We start from the raw sequence: 17,032 nt of genomic DNA, 5'->3' as shown, positions 1-17,032 counted from the left end.
GCCGACTTTACCTTATTGACACGTTCACACGTAGGCCGTGCCCTGCATGATCGGCTGCACGCTGCCGGTCAATACCACACCGCCCTGCCCGTCCCACTGCACCGTGACCGTGCCGCCGTCGCACTGCACCTGCACCGTGTCATCCAGCAGGCCGCGCCGGATCCCGTTGACCACCGCGGCGCAGCAACACGAACCGGAACCCAGCGGCACACCGCCGCCGCGCTCCCAGATGCGCAGACGAACATGCGCGCGGTCCAGCACCTGCACGAAATGCACATTGGTCCTGGCCGGGAACAGCGCATGGGTTTCCAGCGCCGGACCTACGGCTGCCACGTCGATGGCGGCGAGGTTATCGACAAAAAACGTACAGTGCGGGTTGCCCATGCTGCACGCCGCCGGGTCGCCCTTGATCGGCAAGAGAAGGGTCTGCATGGCGGCGGCCAGCGGTACTGACGACCACTCCAGCGACGGCGCGCCCATGTCCACCGACACCCGCTGGCCCGGCGCGCGTACGCACGTCAGTAGGCCACGGTCGGTGCGCAGCACAATCGAATCGGTGCCGGCTTCGTGCATCAAGCGGTCGGCGACACCACGCGTGGCACTGCCGCAGGTTTGCAGCGGCGTGCCGTTGGGGTTCCAGAATTTGATACGCGCGGCGGCGTCAACGCCGTCAAGGATCACCGCCAGCTGATTGAAACCGATGCCGGTGTGGCGGTCGCCCAAACGGCGGGCGACCTGCGCGGTGATCGGGTCGTCCTGGCCACGGCGGTCGATGATGATGAAATCATCGCCATGGGCATGCATCTTCACAAAGGGCAATGTCATGGGCTGTCCGGTCGGTGAGCGCGATGGGAGGGTGAGCATACGGCAGTTTCATCCAGACCGATTCGACCGCATGTTAGCGTGTGTGCGTTTTGATCCGGCAGAGCCCGCCATGAAAAAAAACCTCTTCGCTTTGACCGCACTGCTGCTCGCGTTTTCCCACCCGACCCTGGCGGCCGCCCAGCCTCCCAGCCTGTGCCAGCCGAGCGCCTCGAAGTCGACGGCCAAGGCGCTGCTGGCCGCCGCAGAACGGCACCTGGCTGACCGTCCCAACCCCCTGGCCCATGTGCACACTGAAGGCACACTGCCCCACCACGGCATTCGCGAGCAAAGCATTGCCGCCGAAAAAGACTGGCCGGTGATGCGCCAGGCCGCGCTGGCGTGGCGGTTGAGCGGCGACCCGCGTTACCTCAGGCAAGTCGATGACTACCTTGGCGCCTGGGCCGATGTGTACCAACCGGACTTCAACCCGATTGACGAAACCAACCTCGACCAGCTGATCAATGCCTATGCGCTGACTGCCGATAACCTGCGCCTGGAAACCCGCGCAGCCAGCCGCCGCTTGATCAGTGATCTGGGTAACGGCTACCTCGCGCGTATCCAGCAGTTCCACGGCCAGAACAAAGGCACGCAAACCAACAACTGGCAAAGCCATCGCGTCAAGTTGATCACGGTGGCCGCCGCTGCACTGGGCGACCGGACGATGCTCGAGCAGGCCCACCAGGTGTTCAAACAGCAGATCGCCGACAATGTGTTGCCCGATGGCTCGGTCACCGATTTTCACGACCGCGATGCCCTGCACTACGTGGTCTACGACCTTGAACCTCTGGTGCAAGCTGCCCTGGCGGCCAAGCCCTACGGCGGCGACTGGCTGAACCTCAAGGCCAATGGCGCGTCCCTGGCGGCCGCCCTCGATTGGCTGGTGCCCTATGCCAATGGCCAGCGCAGCCACCAGGAGTTCGTGCACACCCACGTGCAATTCGACAAGGACCGCGCCGGGGTGGGCGAAGCCGGCTACAGCGGCACCTGGGAACCCAAAAGCAGCGCCACGCTGTTCTGGCTGGCGGCGCAACTGGACAAGCGCTACCTGCCTGTGGCGACGCAATTGGCCGCCCACCCGGCCGATTGGATCAGTGCCTGCTATTTGCCGTAAGCGCGGCTAGACTGGCCGGGGTGCTCTTTCAAGGGATTGACCATGCTTGTTGTATTCAGCGGCCTGCCCGGCACCGGCAAGACCACGATTGCCAGCCAACTGGCGCGCCAGACCGGTGCCGCCTACTTGCGCATCGATGTGATCGAACAGGCGCTTCGGGATGCGGGCGTGTTAGCGCAAGGTGTAGGTGCCAGCGGCTACGGCGTGGCCAATGCGCTGGCGTTGAGCAATTTGCGCTTGGGGCACACCGTCGTCGCAGACGGTGTGAACCCGGTCAGGGAAAGCCGCGAGGCGTGGAAAGCGGTGGCGATTCAAGCAGGCGTCGAGTGGGTTGATATCCAGGTGATTTGCTCTGATGAGCGAGAACATCAACGCCGTGTTGAACAGCGTGCGGGGGATATTCCCGGCCTGACTCCGCCTGACTGGCGCTCCGTATCGGCGCACGAATATGAGGCCTGGGATCAAAAGCCACTGACGGTCGATACCGCCCATGTGACAGCAGATCAGGCGGTGGCGTTGATCCTGGCGCACCTCAAACCCGAGGCGAATGCGCTGGCGCCCAGTGAAGCGCTAAAGGTGTGACGGGCGCGCAGTCCAACCAGCGCAAGCGCCCTCTCCCTGCGTAGGTGGCATTTTTTTAAAGCACTGCTCCCATCGCCTTCATCAACACTGGATCGCGCCCATAAATATCCGGCGCGTAGACCAAGCCGCCCTGGCGATCGACTTCGACTGTCCAGTACCCCAGCAACACCGGCACCGGCGTGGCGAGCCTGAACTCATGGGTCACGCCGGTTGCCAGCAGTTCATCGGTGCGAGCGCGTTCGGCCGGGCTCACCAGCAGGTCACGCAGCAGCAACGGCTGTTCCACCCTCACACACCCCGAACTGAACGCCCGCGGGCCTTTGGTGAACAACGGTTGGCTGGGTGTGTCGTGCAGGTACACCGAGTACGGGTTGGGAAAGCGCATCACGATCTTGCCCAATGGGTTGCGCGGGCCGGCCTCCTGGCGCAGGAGAATGTTGCCGGGGCGCGACCAGTCAACTTGATCGGGCGCCAGGGGGTGACCCTGGGCGTCAAGCACTTGCAGGTTTTGCTGGCGCAGGTATTCGGGGTTCAGACGGATAGCCGGGAGCTTGTCCTCGCGCATGATGGTGGGCGGGATGGTCCAGGTGGGGTTCAGCGTCAGCCGGGTGATGCGCGACTTGAGCAGCGGCGTCTGACGCTCCGCGCGCCCGACTTGCAGGCGGGTTTGCCACACCGGAATGCCGCTCTGGTAAACGCTCAATTGCGCGGCGGCGACGTTGACCAGCACGCCTTCAGGCTCAAGGTCCTGGGCGAGCCAGCGAAAGCGCTCCAGGTTGATACGCAGTTGGTCGCGGCGCATCGCCGGGCTGATGTTGAGTTCGGCCACGGTGCCGGCGCCGATCACGCCGTCGGCCTGTAACGAGTGGCTGGCCTGGAAGGCCTTGACTGCCTTGACCAGCTCGTCGCGGTATTGCTTGCCAGTGCCACTGGGCACTTTGGCCAGGTAGCCACCGCTGTGCAGGCGCCGCGCCAGTTCCGGCACGCGCGGGTCTTCCATGCCGGGACGCAAGAGTGGCCCGCTGGCAACCGGGTCCCAATGCGGCAACGGTTGCAGGCGCACGGCGGCATAGGCATTGCGCAGGCTGCGGTACAGATCGGCGCTGGGCCGCGCGTGGTCAAAGGCTTGCGCCATGTCTTGCAGGCCGGCGGCGGCGAAGGCCAGCACCTCGGTATTCGGGTCGCGGGCGGGTGGTTGGGAATGCCACAACGGCTCGAAGCGCGATTGCTGCAGGCGCCCGTAATGCAAATCCTGCAGGGCTTGCAGGTACTGGCGGCTGGTGTCGATGTCGCTGCACAGCACGTTGGCCGTGGCATCCGCCGTGGGCAGACTATAGTGGCTGGGGTCCAGGCCGTCGTCGGCCAGCGTCAGCAACTGGGTGTGCAAGGCTTGGCGGCGTTCTTCGCCAGACCACAGCGGCCCATCACCCTGCTGCTGATAGAACGCCTGCAGGCGCGCCAGGGCTGCGGCGTCGATCTGCGGGGCGAGGCTGGGGCACACACTGGGCAACTGCGCGAGGGCCTGTTGCACCGGACTGACGGAAATAACCGGCACGGCGCCCATCGGCAGCTCATCAGCCGTCGCGACCAGTGGTGCAACGAGCAGGCAAATGCTCAAGTAACATGCGTGTTTTTTGAACAATTGACTTGGCTCCAATCCACAGCGGGGGACGCTTTGTAGATGCTGACTTTTATGTGTCGCTTCGGTTTGATCACCGTCACGCTGGCAACGTTGAGCAATTTTGCGCTCGCCGCCAATGGGAATCCTCCTAACTTGTATAGCAGCCTGGCGCGCTCGGCTCCAGAACTCAATCCCGCCGTGCTGAAAAGCGCCCTGAGCGCGGTGCAGTGCGCGGTCAATAACGGCGAGGAACGGTCAGAGCGCCTAGCGGTTATTGACTACTCCCAACCCTCGACCGCCCGTCGGTTGTGGATTTTCGATTTGCGCAAAAAGACCCTCGTGTTGCGCGACCTGGTGGCCCACGGTGCCAAGTCCGGGGAAAACTTCGCCACGCAATTTTCCAATCTCGAAGGCAGCCATCAGTCCAGCCTGGGCTTGTTTCGCACCCAGGAAAGTTACCTCGGCGCCCACGGCTACTCGTTGCGCATGGACGGCCTGGAGCCCGGTTTCAATGACCAGGCGCGCGACCGTGCTCTGGTGATTCATGCCGCCGACTACGTCAACCCGGCGTGGAGCAAGCGCGAAGGCCGCATCGGCCGCAGCCAGGGTTGCCCGGCGGTGCGCCCGCAAGTGGCGCGCCAGGTGGTGGATAAACTCAAGGATGGGCAGTTCATGTTTTCCTGGTACCCGGACCAGCGCTGGTTGAAGTCATCGACGTATCTGAACTGCAAGCCCCAACAAGTGGCGAGTAGTCGTACAATCCGTGGTGGTTAGCCTGTCCCCACAGATAAAAGAGAGCGCCGCATGCTTCTACATACCTCCACCTGGACCGAGATCGGGCAGTTTCTGGAACGCAGCCGCACGGTGGTGATTCCCATCGGATCCAACGAACAACACGGCCCCACCGGCCTGTTGGGCACCGACTGGATGTGCCCGGAGATCATCGCCCACGAGGCGCAGAAGAACGCCGACATCCTGATCGGCCCGACCTTCAATATCGGCATGGCCCAGCACCACCTGGGTTTTCCCGGCACCATTTCCCTGCGCCCTTCCACCTTTATCGCCGCCATTGGCGACTGGGTGCGCTCGCTGGCCGGGCACGGTTTCGAGAAGATCCTGTTCCTGAATGGCCACGGCGGCAATATCGCCACCATTGAAGCGGCGTTTTCCGAGCTGTACGCCGAAGCCAGTTTTGCCCGCCGCCCCGCCGGTTTCGCGCTCAAGCTGGTGAACTGGTGGGACCTGGAAGGCGTGCACGATTTGGCTCAACGCCAATTCCCGGTAGGCCACGGCAGCCATGCCACGCCGTCAGAAATTGCGGTGACGCAGTGGGCGTACCCGCAATCGATCAAGTCCGCCGAGTATTCTCCGCAAATCGCCAATACCGGGCCGATCCGCGAAGCGCTGGACTTCCGCGCACGCTTCCCCGACGGGCGCATGGGTTCGGACCCGGCGCTGGCGACGGTGGAAAAAGGCGGTGAGTTGGTGGCGTTGGCAGCCAAGGGGTTGGTCAAGACCGTGAACACCTTCAGCAGCGAAGCAAAACCCTAGGCCAGGCCCATCGCAAATGTGGGAGCGGGCTTGCTCGCGAAACGGTGGATCAGTCAATAAATGTATCGACTGATACGCCGCCTTCGCGAGCAAGCCCGCTCCCACACATTCAAACCCTCAGGCGTGCCTGGATTATTTGCAGTCCTGCGCCGCCAGCTCCAGCCGCGACGGTTTGATCGCCGAGGCCAGTGGCTTGCGCTCGTACAGGAACACCTTGGTGCCGTCCTGGGACTTGTAGGCCTCCAGCACATCATCGGCTGCAATCTTGCTGGTCAACACCACCTTGGCGTGGCGCGAGTTCTGCGTCACCGTCGAGGTGATGCCGCGTTTTTCAAGCTTGGGCACTACGCACTGCACATAGCCTTCAGGGGTTTTGTCGGTTTGCAGGGTCAAGCTTGGAGCGTTGGGAGCAGTGATACAACCGGTCAGCAACAACGAAGCAAAAGCCAGGGCCGGGACGAAAAAAGAGCGCATAAACATTCCTGAAAATAACCAAATAGGGTTCACAACGATCCGCGCGTCATCCCGCGCGGACCAGGGCCTTTAGCGACGCGTCAAACTGCTTCAAGGCATCGAGCTGTACATCACGCTGTTGTTCAATCTGCGCGGCAATGTCCGGGGCCGCCTTGTCATGCACCCATACCGACGGCACCTGTTTGTGCACCGAGCCTTCAGCCTTGGCAATGTATTGCAGATCGGCGTCATAGAACCGCGCCACAAAACGCGCCTCGACCTGATCGTTACGCTGGGTCAGCAATTGGTTATGGGTATCGAGCATCACCACCACATCCGGGTGAGCCTGCACCAGCTCATCCAGGCTGCTGTAGACCGTGACGATGCGAAACGTGCCCTGCAATGAACTCATCAGCCAATCAATCGCCAGTTCCGGGTCGGAGCTGTTGACGAACGCCTCGCGGATGCGCCCGTCAAGGGCATCCTTGGCGCCGTTCATGGCCATGGCGTGGTAGCGTTCAAGGTAACTGAGGTTGTCGCGGGTGTTTTCGCTGTACAGCACACCCACCGACTGCGCGCGCTGCAGAGAGTCTACGCTACCGACGAGTGGCAGCAAATGGCCCGTAGGCAGATCATCAGCAAATGCCGGGCTGGTCAGAACCACACTGCCGAACATCAGCATCATTAAACCCAGTTGGATAATCGTCCTCATCGCGCATTTCCTTGATCAGCGTCTCGATGCGCTGATTCTGCGCTTTTGGCATAAAAACAGAACTTGCGATGCTTGATGGTGACTATCATTTGAACCGATAGTGTCGCGTCTCCCGACCTCTATAAAACTATAAGGACCACGCCATGAAGCCCCACCAGAAAACCTTCGACCGCATCCGCGAAGCCGTACTGCCGGAGTTTCGCGAGCGGGTCGCCGATTACCTGGTCGATTATGAAGACGTGCTGCAGGACGAGGCCGCCGACGCCGACCAGCGTTACGCCAGCGCCCAGCAATTGCGCGGCTACCTGCGGGGCTTGAACACCACCCGAGTGCTGGGCATGGCGGACTGGGAAGACCTCGACCGGCGCGTGTCCCAGGAATGGATGTAAACCCTTAGAGCGCTGGGCGTTGCAGGTTGACCCATGCCTGCACTGACGGCCGCTGCCATTGGCGCTGCGCGTAGTCCACCCATTCGGTGGGCACACTGTCACCGTTGAGGATCAGGCGATTGAGCATCACCGCCAGGTCAAGGTCGGCAATCGACCACTCGCCGAACAGGTACGGTGGGTTGCCGGCCAACAGCGCCTGCGTCGCACTGAACAACTTGCGTACGGCCGCATCGGCGGCGGGCGACAACGGCGGCATTTTCTGCCCGTAAAACACCACCAGCGTCGAGCGCTCCTGGCGGATCGCCAGCAAATCACTGCGCAACCACGCCTGAACCTGCCGCGCCCTCGCCCGCTGCTGTGGGTCAGCCGGATACACCGGCGTTTCGGGATAGACCTGTTCCAAGTATTCAGTGATAGCGCAAGATTCCGACAGGGCAAACTCGCCTTCCACCAACGTCGGCACACGCTGGGTCAGCGACAATTGGGTAAAGTCCGCCGTCTGGTTTTGCGCGGTGTTCAGGTCCAGGGTGAGCATGTCGAACGCCAGGCCTTTTTCGCGCAGGGTGACAAACACCGACATCGCGTAGGGGCTGGTGAACTGGGAATCCACATAGAGGCGTAACGGGCGTGGGTGCATGGCAGGTCTCCTTGGGTGAGCACCCACGCTACGAGAGGCGGGGCAATAAAGACAATGGCGGTTTTTTATGGGGGCATTCCTGGCGGGAATAGCCTCGATAGTGGCAATATCACATCGATTCGCTAGTTTGCGAAAACGCCCCGCCATTCGAAGCTTTCAAGGAACGATCAGCTTATGAAACAAGCAGTTGTCGTCATACACGGCATCGGCGAGCAACGCCCGATGGACACCCTGCATGGCTTTGTGGATGCCATGATTCCCGCCGACACGCCCGACGGCACGCCCTTCTACTGGAGCAAGCCGGATCGGCTGTCACGCAATTTTGACCTGCGCGTCTTGAAGTCGTCCGGCCGCACCAGCACGGATTTCTACGAGTACTACTGGGCCCACAAGATGCAGGGCACCAAAGTCGGCCACCTGCTCAGTTGGCTCTGGGACATCTTCAAGCGCCCACGCCGCGATATTCCCGACGCCATCGTGCCGATCTGGCGCACCACGCGCTGGACGGTGATGCTGCTGTTGCTGCTGATCGCTACCGGCACCCTCGCCACGGCCTGGGGCCAGTTCGATCACAGCGACAACCCGTTCGCGCTGGTGCCGTTGCTGCTCGGCGCTATCGGCCTGGCACTGCGTTACTCGGCCCTGTCCTACCTGGGCGACGCCGCCCGTTACCTGAGCCCCAACCCGCAGAACGTGGTGGTGCGCGAGCAGATTCGCGCCGACGGCGTGGCATTGCTGCGAGCCCTGCACAACAAAGGCGATTACGACCGCATCATCGTGGTCGGCCACAGTTTGGGCAGTGTGATCGCCTACGACATCGTCGGCTATCTGTGGCACGAACATCACGATCAGCTGACCCAAGTCATCCCCAGCAACCGTGAACTCGCCAGCCGTTATGCCAATCACGAAGCGCTGCAACCGGTCATCAAGGACACGCTGCCCAACGCCGGCGCCGCGCTTGACGGCAGCCTGGGCAGCATTTTGAAATTTCGCGAGCAGCAGACCGAAGCCTTTATCGAGCAGCGCGGCCTGGGCAACCCGTGGCGCATTACCGATCTGGTAACCGTCGGCAGCCCGATGGCCCACGCGAGCCTGTTGTTGGGGCGCAGCGTCAGTGACTTCCAAAAACGCATGGAGCGCCGCGAAGCCCCCGCCTGCCCGCCCACTCAGGACGAAAAGGGCTACGGCTACAACGCCCGTCATCCGGTGATGCTCGGCCAGAAACCCTTCACGCCCCAGTATTTGCACCACGCGGCAGCATTTGCAGTGACGCGCTGGACCAACCTCTACTTTCCCGCGCCCTTTGGCCTGTTTGGCGACATCGTCGCGGGCCCGGTCAGCCCGGTGATGGGCGCAGGCGTGCTGGATTTGCCGGTCACCGTGGGCTCGCGCAAAGGCTGGCTCGCCCGCTCATGGCTCAGCCACACCCACTACTGGAGTGAGCGCGGCGGTGCCCAAGGTTACCTCGGTGCGCTCTCCACGGATGAACACGCGATCACCCAGGGCCCGCGTCCGTCAGCCACCGAAGCGTTGCGCTGGGCCGTCGACCTCAAGGGCCTGCGGCGCTTGCGCCCGGCGCGCGCCAAAGAAAGCCTGACGCAGGCTTAGCCGGCAAAACCGCCTTTATCGAGAAACTCACGCTCTTGCGCCGTGGTGGCCCTGGCCAACACCTCATTACGGTGTGGAAAGCGCCCAAACCGCTCGATGATCGCGGCATGCTCCTTGGCCCAATGGTAGGTGCTGGCATCCAGCTGCTGGTTCAGCACCAACGAGCGCTGCTGATCGGCGGGGTCTTCCGAATGCTCGAATGGCAAGTAACAGAACGCCCGCAGCTCGGGCTCGATCAATTGGTCCAGGCCAGCATCGACCATCCGCCGCGCGTACAAACGCGCCAGCGGGTCGGTGGCAAACATGTGCGCGGTGCCACGAAAGGCATTGCGCGGGTATTGATCCAGCAGGATCAACAACGCCAGCGCGCCGTGTGCCGAATCCAGCCAGCCCTCCAGTTCGCGCCGGGCCGCTTGCATATGCGTGGCATGGAAGGTGGCGCGAAAGGCCGCGTCAAACGCGTCGTCCTTGGCAAACCAGCGCTTGGGGCCTGCCTGCTTCCAAAACTCGATCACCGCCTCGGCCGGTTGCCCGTTGATGCTCGACATCATTACCTCCCATTGGCTTGCAGATTTCATCATTGACGCCGGCAGAATCCATTAAGTTTCCGCTCTGGAGCCGCTCCTGCTTCGCAGCGGTCGTGCCATCGCACATAGGGTTTACCGGATGATTCACCGTCTTGCCCAGGTTTTCAGTGATTCCAATGGCCACGTGCGCACCAAGCTGTTTGGCATTTACGGCATTTTGGTCGCCATTAACGTCGGCGCCTGGCTCTGGGCGCTGGCGGCGTTTCATCAGCACCCCGTGTTACTGGGCACTGCCCTGCTCGCCTACAGTTTCGGCCTGCGCCACGCGGTGGACGCCGATCATATTGCCGCCATCGACAACGCCACCCGCAAGCTGATGCAAGAGCACAAACGCCCGGTGGCGGTGGGGTTCTTTTTCTCTCTGGGGCATTCGTCGGTGGTGGTGCTGGCCTCGATTGGCGTGGCCCTTACCGCCGCCCATGTCGAGGCGTTCAAGGCGGTTGGCGGTGTGATCGGCACGTCAGTGTCGGCGGTCTTTTTGCTGGTGATCGCGCTGATGAATCTGGTGATCCTGCGTTCGATCTACAAGGCCTGGCGTCACGTGCGCGAGGGCGGCGCTTACGTCGAAGAGGATGTTGACCTGCTGCTGGCCGACCGCGGTTTCATGGCGCGAATCTTGCGCCCGCTGTTTCGCCTGATCAGCCGCAGTTGGCACCTGTACCCGCTGGGTTTTCTGTTTGGCCTGGGGTTTGACACCGCCACCGAAATCGCCCTGCTGGGCATCTCCGCCACGCAGGCGGCGCAGGGCTTATCGCCGTGGTCGATCATGGTGTTCCCGCTGCTGTTCAGCGCCGGCATGTCGCTGGTTGACACGCTGGACGGCCACTTGATGCTCGGCGCCTACGGCTGGGCGTACATGAAGCCGCTGCGCAAGCTCTACTACAACATGAGCATTACCTTGGTCTCGGTGGTCGTGGCGGTGATCATCGGCAGCATCGAGGCGCTGGGGCTGATGGCCGACCAGTTGGAGCTCAAGGGTGATTTCTGGGGCTTTATCGGCAACCTGAACGACAGCTTCGGGATGCTTGGCTACATCATCATCGGGATTTTCGTCGCCAGCTGGGCGGCGTCGGTGTTGCTGTACCGCTTGAAGGGCTTCGACCGGCTCGCCTGAAGTCGAGAAGCAGGTCAGCCACATTCGGGACTGACACACTGCAATCGCGGGCAAGCCCCTCCCACATGTTTAAACCGCGTTACGCCAGCTCAGCGCGCAGTTGACGCGCCGCGGTGACCATATGAACCAACGCCGCTTCTGTCTCCGGCCAGCCGCGGGTTTTCAAACCGCAATCCGGGTTGACCCACAGGCGCTCGGCCGGAATCCGCTGGGCGGCCTTGCGCAGCAAGTTGGCCATTTCCGACGCATCCGGCACGCGCGGCGAGTGGATGTCGTAGACGCCCGGGCCGATGTCATTGGGGTACGCGAACGCTTCGAACGCGTCCAGCAACTCCATGTCCGAGCGCGACGTCTCGATGGTGATCACGTCGGCGTCCATCGCCGCGATGGACTCGATCACATCGTTGAACTCGCTGTAGCACATGTGCGTGTGGATCTGGGTTTCGTCACGCACGCCGCAGGCGCACAGGCGGAACGCTTCAGTGGCCCAGTCCAGGTAGTGTTGCCACTGCGCCCGGCGCAACGGCAAGCCTTCACGGAACGCCGCTTCGTCGATCTGCACGATCTTGATGCCGGCCGCCTCCAGGTCAACCACTTCGTCACGAATCGCCAGCGCCAGTTGACGCGCCTGCACTTCGCGGCTCACATCTTCACGCGCAAACGACCACATCAGCATGGTCATCGGGCCGGTCAGCATGCCCTTCATCACCTTGCTGGTCAGGCCTTGGGCGTAGCGGATCCACTCCACGGTCATGGCTTTGGGGCGGCTCAGGTCGCCGAAGATTACCGCCGGTTTCACGCAGCGCGAACCGTAGCTCTGCACCCAACCGAAGCGGGTGAACACGTAGCCGTCCAGTTGTTCGGCGAAGTACTCGACCATGTCGTTTCGTTCGGCTTCGCCATGCACCAACACGTCCAGGCCGAGGTTTTCCTGCACTTCGACGGCGTGCTTGATCTCGCTGTGCATCGCTTCGACGTACTCGGCTTCGCTCAACTTGCCGGCCTTGTATGACTGGCGCGCCAGGCGGATCGAGGCAGTTTGCGGGAACGAACCGATGGTGGTGGTCGGCAACAGCGGCAGGTTCAGGCCGGCACGTTGCTGCTCGATACGCTGGGCAAACCGCGACTGGCGCTGACTGTCCTTGGCGGTGATCGCCGCCACGCGGGCTTGTACGGCAGGTTTGTGAATTCGCGTTGAAGCCGCGCGGGCCGCTTGCACGGCGCGGCTCTGCGCCAACGCGGCGCATACATTCGGTGCCTGCGGCGCGTTGACGGCCTGGGCCAGCACCGCCACTTCCGCGCACTTCTGCACGGCGAAGGCCAGCCAGCTCTTCAGCTCGGCATCCAGCGTGTCTTCACGGCCCAGGTCGACCGGGCTGTGCAGCAGTGAGCAGGACGGCGCCACCCACAAACGATCACCCAACTTTTCATGGGCGTGCTGCAAGGTCGCCAAGGCTTTTTCCAGGTCGCAGCGCCAGACGTTGCGGCCATTGACCACGCCCAGGGACAACACTTTGTAAGCCGGCAGGCGATCAAGAATGGTCGGGTACTGCTCCGGTGCACGCACCAGATCGATGTGCAAACCATCGACCGGCAGGTTGGCGGCCAGGCCGAGGTTTTCTTCCAGACCACCGAAGTAGGTGGCCACGAGCTTTTTCAGCGGGTCGCGCTGGATCAGGTTGTAGGCGCGCTCAAAAGCGTTTTTCCAGTCTTGCGGCAAGTCCAGAACCAGGATCGGCTCGTCGATCTGCACCCACTCAACGCCCAGGTCAGCCAGGCGCTGAAAGATCTGGCCGTACAGCGGCAGCAGGCGATCGAGCAGGTCCAGCTTGTCGAAGTCACCGCCCTTGGCCTTGCCCAACCACAGGTAGGTCAGCGGGCCGATGACGACCGGCTTGACGTTGTGGCCCAGGTCACGGGCTTCCTTGACCTCTTCAAACAGCTGCTCCCAACCCAGCTGGAATTGCTGGTCAGCACTGAATTCAGGCACCAGATAGTGGTAGTTGGTATCGAACCACTTGGTCATTTCCTGGGCGTGGGCACCGCCGCAGCAGTTGTCGCTGACGCCACGGGCCATGCCGAACAGCGTGTGCAATGTGGCTTGGCCGTCGGCTGGGCGGAAGCGCTCAGGGATCACGCCGAACATCAAGGAATGAGTCAGGACCTGGTCGTACCAGGCGAAATCGCCGACCGGCAACAGCTCGATGCCGGCCTGCTTCTGCAACGCCCAGTGAGTGTTGCGCAGGTCACGGCCCACGGCGCGCAGGCCGGCTTCGTCGAGTTCGCCCTTCCAGAACGCTTCCTGCGCTTTTTTCAATTCACGATCGCGTCCAATGCGCGGAAATCCCAGGGAATGAGCGACTGCCATGACTTACAACTCCAATGTCGATATTTGATGGCAGCCATTGTCGACACCCACTCATCGTGAGACAAACTCATTCTATTCCAGATGATCACAAGATTCGTTCATGTTGAAGCGACGTGGAGATAGAACGCGTGAAACATGAAATACGCACAGCCGGCCAACGCCAGGCCCATGCAACGGTTGAATACGGTGAACGCCGACGCGCCGTTAATCCGCCGTCCCAACAGCGCGCCCAGCAAGGCGTAGACCCACGGCGCGCCGACCGCGCCCAGCCCCAGCAAAGCCGAAACCCCGGCGATGGACGCCCCGGTAATATGCGCCGCCGGCAACATCACGCTGGTAATCGGCAAGACCGCCACGATGCCCTTGGGGTTGAGCAACTGAATCACCAGGCCATTCCAGAACGTGAGGGCCTTGCCGGGCGTGCTTGAAGTTTCTTCAACCACCGTGCGGGCAGTGAACACCTGATAGGCGAGGTACAGCGTGTACACCCCGCCGACCAGCGAGATATACGGCAGCGCCGCCTGGGAAATGATCGCCTCGCCGGTGTAGCCAAACAGCACGAACATCAACAGCATCGCGCAGCCCACACCGAGGTAGAACCCGCTGGAGCGACGGAATTTGCCGGTAAGCCCGGCGTTCAGCCCCATCAGGTTCACAGGGCCGGGGCTGTACATGACGCTGAAGGCGTAGAGGAAAATGTCCATGGAGAAACCTGCCGTAGAAGAAGTCCGGCGAGTCTACTGAGGCGCTTTGCGCTGAATCTTGTACGTTTGTGGTTCAGCCTGTGGCGAGCAGTCTTTCAGTGGCGAGCAGGCCTGTTGTGGCGAGCGGGCTTGCCCCGCGTTGGGTGGCGAAGCCGCCCCAAAAACCGGCTGACGTGATTTGCCTGAATAAATGCGTTGTTCTTATTGGGGCTGCTTCGCAGCCCAACGCGGGGCAAGCCCGCTCGCCACTACAAGCCTGCTCTCCACAACAAGCCCGCTAGCCACAACAGGTCCGCTAGCAACAGCGAGCCCTGTTTCCCGTAGCGATTCATTCACCCCAGCCTCTGCGTGCTGAAATAAACTGTGCGGGTACCTAGTGGGATTATTTATGACTCAACCCAGCGAAGACTTTTCGATACGCACGTTGGAAGACCCTCCCGCGCAGCTGCGCAATTTGGAAAAGCAGGCCGTTGCCGAAGGGTTCAGGTTCCTGACGCGGCTGATAACCGAATGGGAAAACCGCACGAACCGGTTTGACCAACCGGGAGAGTGCCTTGTGGGAGTCTTTCGACAGGGCCAGTTGATTGGCGTTGGAGGCCTATCCCGCGACCCATACGCAGGCCCGCAAATCGGTCGGCTACGCCGGGTATACATAGATCGAGCGATGCGTGAGCGTCGTATTGGTGGAGAGCTGGTCAGCTATTTACTGGAATACGCCGCTAAACAGTTTCAAGCAGTGCGTCTTTCCACGGATAGTCCAAATGCCATGAAGTTTTATCTGCGCTGTGGTTTTCACCCCGTGAGCGACGACACCGCAACCCACGCAAAGTCGCTGCTACCCTCAATCGGCAATGACCCGGAGACCGCATGCAGGTGATAAACAACAGCAGACCTGAGTACATGCACAGGCTCGAGCAACTTCTGTACGGCAATAACTACAGCGTCTCAATAGACCTGTATGGCCCACTGGATGCGAACCTTCCGCTGATCGAAGTGCTTAAATCAGCGGTGAATTCGTCATGTGAAGTCCCCCGCAGTGCACTCATCAGTGTTGATGAAGCGCGGGCACACATTCTTGAGTCGTTGCTTTACTCAGGTGATCCGGCTGCCGGGCCAATCGACCTGCCTGCTAAATGCAGTGAAATAACCTCACTGGTTGAGCAACTGCTGGAAGGTACCCAGGTCAATAAAGCCGACGCTATCTACAGCTTTCACCTCGCTAAGGGCCACCCAGGCTACCCGGTGTGGTGGGAGTTCGCCCTGGATGTCCATGCGCGAGGCAGTCGTTGGATTCTGCTGGGTTGCAGCAGCGATTAGGCGTAAACCCCAATCGTGAATTGGGGCGTACGCCACTCGACGACTTACAGCAACGGAATCGAATAACTCACAAACACCCGATTCTGATCCTGGTCGCGCGCCACTTCACTGCGCGACACGCCGTTGCGCCAGCCAAACCCGACGTTTTTGAACGTGCCGCTCTGCACCACGTAATCCAGGGAGATGTCCCGTTCCCATTCGCTGGCAGTGTTGCCGGCGGTGGTGAGGATATGGTCGCCTTTCAAATACATCACCGACGCCTTCAGGCCAGGCAGGCCCAGCGCGACAAAGTCGTAGGCGTATTGCGCAAAGGCGGTGCGTTCGCCGGCCTGGATGAAGGTTTGCACGGTGCGGTCGGTGTAAAGGTACAGGCTCGAACCGCCCTCGCCTTTGTTGACCAGCCCACCCTGGTTGAGTTGGGCAAAGTTGCTGTCGTCGGACACTTGCTGGTAACCCGCGGTGATCGCGTGCGGGCCCAGCGAGTAGATGAACGCGGCGCTCCAGGTGTTGTTGTCGATTTCGCCGTTGCCGTTCCGGGTATAGCCGCTGAATTTATACCCTTCGGCACGCCCGGCGGCAGTGCTGTTCTTGCCGTCGGAGGTGGTGTTGAAATAACGCAGGTCGGTTTTCAATGAGCCGTAGTCGCCCAACGGCAATACATGGATCAACCCGGCAAAGTGCTGTTGGTAATAGTCTTCGAGGTTGGCGTAGTAGTACTGGACCAGCAGGTCCTTGTTCACTTGGTAGTCGAAACCTGCGTAGTTGAATTTATTGCTCTCTTGCGTGCCGCCCGCGGCCGCCAGGCCACTGCGGTCGCTGGAGCCACGGCCGGTGGTGTGTTGCAGCTGGCCGCCGATCAGCGTCAGGTTGTCGATGTCTTTGCTGGTGACCTGCGCGCCCTCGAAGGATTGCGGCAGCAAGCGGCCATCGTTGCTCACCAGGATCGGCAAGTTCGGGCGCAGGTAGCCGTAGCGCAGTTCGGTTTTGGCAAAACGCGCCTTGGCCGTCGCGCCACCGCGCGCCCAGCTGTCGGCTGCCTTGCCGTCATCGGTGGGGATCATCGAGCTGCCCACGTGGCGGCCAGCGCCGCTGTCGAGGGTTACGCCGAGCATGCCGACGGCGTCCAGACCAAAACCGACGGTGCCGTCGGTAAAGCCCGACTGGTAGTTGAGGATAAACGCCTGGCCCCACTCTTCGGTCTTCGACGGTGCGGCGGCGCCGTCGCGGTTGTCGTTATTGAAGTAGAAGTTGCGCAGGCCCAAGTTGGCTTTGCTGTCGCTCAAAAAATCAGCCGAGGCCAAGGGGCTCAGGGCAATACCCAGGCCGCCGGTTAATACACTCAGTACATTCAAAGTAGCTTTCATCAGGACGAACTCCGGCGCGGAATCCAGGTTCCGGGCGCGTAAAAAGGGCA

At 61.6% G+C, this 17,032-nt stretch carries 18 protein-coding genes; 9 read left to right on the top strand and 9 right to left on the bottom strand.

Going from position 1 to position 17,032, the window contains the following annotated elements; all coding sequences use genetic code 11:
* Positions 1 to 24 precede the first annotated feature (24 nt).
* Positions 25 to 825, bottom strand: coding sequence for a diaminopimelate epimerase (gene dapF / locus ACP7B3_RS00285; protein WP_426177135.1), 801 nt, complete (start codon positions 823 to 825; stop codon positions 25 to 27).
* Between the two features lie 109 nt (positions 826 to 934).
* On the opposite strand from dapF, the gene ACP7B3_RS00280 reads away from it, so the two are divergent.
* Both ACP7B3_RS00280 and ACP7B3_RS00275 read left to right on the top strand, forming a co-directional pair.
* On the top strand, positions 935 to 1,975 hold the full coding sequence (locus tag ACP7B3_RS00280) for an alginate lyase family protein (RefSeq protein WP_426177133.1): 1,041 nt from the start codon (positions 935 to 937) through the stop codon (positions 1,973 to 1,975).
* A 42-nt stretch (positions 1,976 to 2,017) separates the two neighbouring features.
* Positions 2,018 to 2,557, top strand: coding sequence for an AAA family ATPase (locus ACP7B3_RS00275; RefSeq protein WP_426177131.1), 540 nt, complete (start codon positions 2,018 to 2,020; stop codon positions 2,555 to 2,557).
* 55 nt (positions 2,558 to 2,612) lie between these two features.
* Here the strand turns inward: ACP7B3_RS00275 and ACP7B3_RS00270 are convergent, their stop codons facing one another.
* Positions 2,613 to 4,199: a L,D-transpeptidase family protein gene (locus tag ACP7B3_RS00270; RefSeq protein ID WP_426177128.1), complete on the bottom strand. Its 1,587-nt coding sequence runs from the start codon at positions 4,197 to 4,199 to the stop codon at positions 2,613 to 2,615.
* A 39-nt stretch (positions 4,200 to 4,238) separates the two neighbouring features.
* Here ACP7B3_RS00270 and ACP7B3_RS00265 point away from each other — a divergent pair, with 39 nt between their 5' ends.
* Both ACP7B3_RS00265 and ACP7B3_RS00260 read left to right on the top strand, forming a co-directional pair.
* The gene (locus ACP7B3_RS00265) at positions 4,239 to 4,952 is read left to right on the top strand and encodes a murein L,D-transpeptidase catalytic domain family protein (RefSeq protein WP_145164484.1); all 714 of its coding nucleotides are present in this window, start codon (positions 4,239 to 4,241) and stop codon (positions 4,950 to 4,952) included.
* 30 nt (positions 4,953 to 4,982) lie between these two features.
* Positions 4,983 to 5,729, top strand: a complete 747-nt coding sequence (locus ACP7B3_RS00260; protein ID WP_426177126.1) for a creatininase family protein — start codon at positions 4,983 to 4,985, stop codon at positions 5,727 to 5,729.
* 132 nt (positions 5,730 to 5,861) lie between these two features.
* Here ACP7B3_RS00260 and ACP7B3_RS00255 read toward each other — a convergent pair whose 3' ends face one another.
* Both ACP7B3_RS00255 and ACP7B3_RS00250 read right to left on the bottom strand, forming a co-directional pair.
* Positions 5,862 to 6,203: a hypothetical protein gene (locus ACP7B3_RS00255; protein ID WP_145164486.1), complete on the bottom strand. Its 342-nt coding sequence runs from the start codon at positions 6,201 to 6,203 to the stop codon at positions 5,862 to 5,864.
* Between the two features lie 46 nt (positions 6,204 to 6,249).
* Entirely contained in the window at positions 6,250 to 6,894 is a 645-nt protein-coding gene (locus ACP7B3_RS00250) for an ATPase (RefSeq protein WP_145164487.1), read from the bottom strand.
* Between the two features lie 143 nt (positions 6,895 to 7,037).
* Between ACP7B3_RS00250 and ACP7B3_RS00245 the strand changes: the two genes are divergently transcribed.
* Positions 7,038 to 7,283 (top strand): hypothetical protein, encoded by a 246-nt coding sequence (locus ACP7B3_RS00245; RefSeq protein ID WP_145164489.1) that lies wholly within the window; start codon positions 7,038 to 7,040, stop codon positions 7,281 to 7,283.
* Between the two features lie 4 nt (positions 7,284 to 7,287).
* Here ACP7B3_RS00245 and yfcF read toward each other — a convergent pair whose 3' ends face one another.
* A complete protein-coding gene (gene yfcF / locus ACP7B3_RS00240) occupies positions 7,288 to 7,920 on the bottom strand; it encodes a glutathione transferase (RefSeq protein WP_426177123.1) in 633 nt (210 codons plus the stop codon).
* 174 nt (positions 7,921 to 8,094) lie between these two features.
* Between yfcF and ACP7B3_RS00235 the strand changes: the two genes are divergently transcribed.
* Positions 8,095 to 9,528 (top strand): hypothetical protein, encoded by a 1,434-nt coding sequence (locus tag ACP7B3_RS00235; RefSeq protein WP_426177121.1) that lies wholly within the window; start codon positions 8,095 to 8,097, stop codon positions 9,526 to 9,528.
* Here ACP7B3_RS00235 and ACP7B3_RS00230 read toward each other — a convergent pair.
* Positions 9,525 to 10,076 carry a DUF924 family protein gene (locus tag ACP7B3_RS00230; protein WP_426177119.1) on the bottom strand — a complete coding sequence of 184 codons (552 nt, stop codon included), beginning with the start codon at positions 10,074 to 10,076 and terminating at the stop codon, positions 9,525 to 9,527. The two genes, ACP7B3_RS00235 and ACP7B3_RS00230, sit on opposite strands and share 4 nt — an antisense overlap.
* Positions 10,077 to 10,194: 118 nt before the next feature.
* On the opposite strand from ACP7B3_RS00230, the gene ACP7B3_RS00225 reads away from it, so the two are divergent.
* Complete coding sequence (locus tag ACP7B3_RS00225) at positions 10,195 to 11,229, top strand: HoxN/HupN/NixA family nickel/cobalt transporter (protein ID WP_426177117.1); 1,035 nt, start codon at positions 10,195 to 10,197, stop codon at positions 11,227 to 11,229.
* Between the two features lie 79 nt (positions 11,230 to 11,308).
* On the opposite strand, the gene metE is transcribed toward ACP7B3_RS00225, so the two are convergent.
* Entirely contained in the window at positions 11,309 to 13,597 is a 2,289-nt protein-coding gene (gene metE, locus ACP7B3_RS00220) for a 5-methyltetrahydropteroyltriglutamate--homocysteine S-methyltransferase (RefSeq protein WP_426177115.1), read from the bottom strand.
* Positions 13,598 to 13,695: 98 nt separating this feature from the next.
* A complete protein-coding gene (locus ACP7B3_RS00215; RefSeq protein WP_426177113.1) occupies positions 13,696 to 14,301 on the bottom strand; it encodes a LysE family translocator in 606 nt (201 codons plus the stop codon).
* A gap of 388 nt (positions 14,302 to 14,689) precedes the next feature.
* On the opposite strand from ACP7B3_RS00215, the gene ACP7B3_RS00210 reads away from it, so the two are divergent.
* The gene (locus ACP7B3_RS00210) at positions 14,690 to 15,178 is read left to right on the top strand and encodes a GNAT family N-acetyltransferase (RefSeq protein WP_426177111.1); all 489 of its coding nucleotides are present in this window, start codon (positions 14,690 to 14,692) and stop codon (positions 15,176 to 15,178) included.
* Complete coding sequence (locus ACP7B3_RS00205) at positions 15,169 to 15,618, top strand: hypothetical protein (RefSeq protein ID WP_426177109.1); 450 nt, start codon at positions 15,169 to 15,171, stop codon at positions 15,616 to 15,618. The genes ACP7B3_RS00210 and ACP7B3_RS00205 overlap by 10 nt, the downstream gene beginning before the upstream one ends.
* 44 nt (positions 15,619 to 15,662) lie before the next feature.
* Here ACP7B3_RS00205 and ACP7B3_RS00200 read toward each other — a convergent pair whose 3' ends face one another.
* A complete protein-coding gene (locus tag ACP7B3_RS00200; protein WP_145164508.1) occupies positions 15,663 to 16,982 on the bottom strand; it encodes an OprD family porin in 1,320 nt (439 codons plus the stop codon).
* Positions 16,983 to 17,032: the final 50 nt, after the last annotated feature.

The sequence above is a fragment of the Pseudomonas sp. TWRC1-2 genome (assembly GCF_049896685.1).
Lineage (GTDB): Bacteria > Pseudomonadota > Gammaproteobacteria > Pseudomonadales > Pseudomonadaceae > Aquipseudomonas.
This window is presented reverse-complemented; position numbering and strand designations above follow the sequence as displayed.

Bases quoted from the DNA above. Each gene is read 5' to 3' on its own strand.
- metE (WP_426177115.1), bottom strand. From the start codon at position 13,597: ATGGCAGTCGCTCATTCCCTGGGATTTCCGCGCATTGGACGCGATCGT.
- ACP7B3_RS00210 (WP_426177111.1), top strand. From the start codon at position 14,690: ATGACTCAACCCAGCGAAGACTTTTCGATACGCACGTTGGAAGACCCT.
- ACP7B3_RS00205 (WP_426177109.1), top strand. From the start codon at position 15,169: ATGCAGGTGATAAACAACAGCAGACCTGAGTACATGCACAGGCTCGAG.
- ACP7B3_RS00215 (WP_426177113.1), bottom strand. From the start codon at position 14,301: ATGGACATTTTCCTCTACGCCTTCAGCGTCATGTACAGCCCCGGCCCT.
- ACP7B3_RS00230 (WP_426177119.1), bottom strand. From the start codon at position 10,076: ATGTCGAGCATCAACGGGCAACCGGCCGAGGCGGTGATCGAGTTTTGG.
- ACP7B3_RS00275 (WP_426177131.1), top strand. From the start codon at position 2,018: ATGCTTGTTGTATTCAGCGGCCTGCCCGGCACCGGCAAGACCACGATT.
- ACP7B3_RS00225 (WP_426177117.1), top strand. From the start codon at position 10,195: ATGATTCACCGTCTTGCCCAGGTTTTCAGTGATTCCAATGGCCACGTG.
- ACP7B3_RS00255 (WP_145164486.1), bottom strand. From the start codon at position 6,203: ATGCGCTCTTTTTTCGTCCCGGCCCTGGCTTTTGCTTCGTTGTTGCTG.
- ACP7B3_RS00280 (WP_426177133.1), top strand. From the start codon at position 935: ATGAAAAAAAACCTCTTCGCTTTGACCGCACTGCTGCTCGCGTTTTCC.
- ACP7B3_RS00250 (WP_145164487.1), bottom strand. From the start codon at position 6,894: ATGAGGACGATTATCCAACTGGGTTTAATGATGCTGATGTTCGGCAGT.
- ACP7B3_RS00245 (WP_145164489.1), top strand. From the start codon at position 7,038: ATGAAGCCCCACCAGAAAACCTTCGACCGCATCCGCGAAGCCGTACTG.
- ACP7B3_RS00265 (WP_145164484.1), top strand. From the start codon at position 4,239: ATGCTGACTTTTATGTGTCGCTTCGGTTTGATCACCGTCACGCTGGCA.
- yfcF (WP_426177123.1), bottom strand. From the start codon at position 7,920: ATGCACCCACGCCCGTTACGCCTCTATGTGGATTCCCAGTTCACCAGC.
- ACP7B3_RS00260 (WP_426177126.1), top strand. From the start codon at position 4,983: ATGCTTCTACATACCTCCACCTGGACCGAGATCGGGCAGTTTCTGGAA.
- ACP7B3_RS00235 (WP_426177121.1), top strand. From the start codon at position 8,095: ATGAAACAAGCAGTTGTCGTCATACACGGCATCGGCGAGCAACGCCCG.
- dapF (WP_426177135.1), bottom strand. From the start codon at position 825: ATGACATTGCCCTTTGTGAAGATGCATGCCCATGGCGATGATTTCATC.
- ACP7B3_RS00200 (WP_145164508.1), bottom strand. From the start codon at position 16,982: ATGAAAGCTACTTTGAATGTACTGAGTGTATTAACCGGCGGCCTGGGT.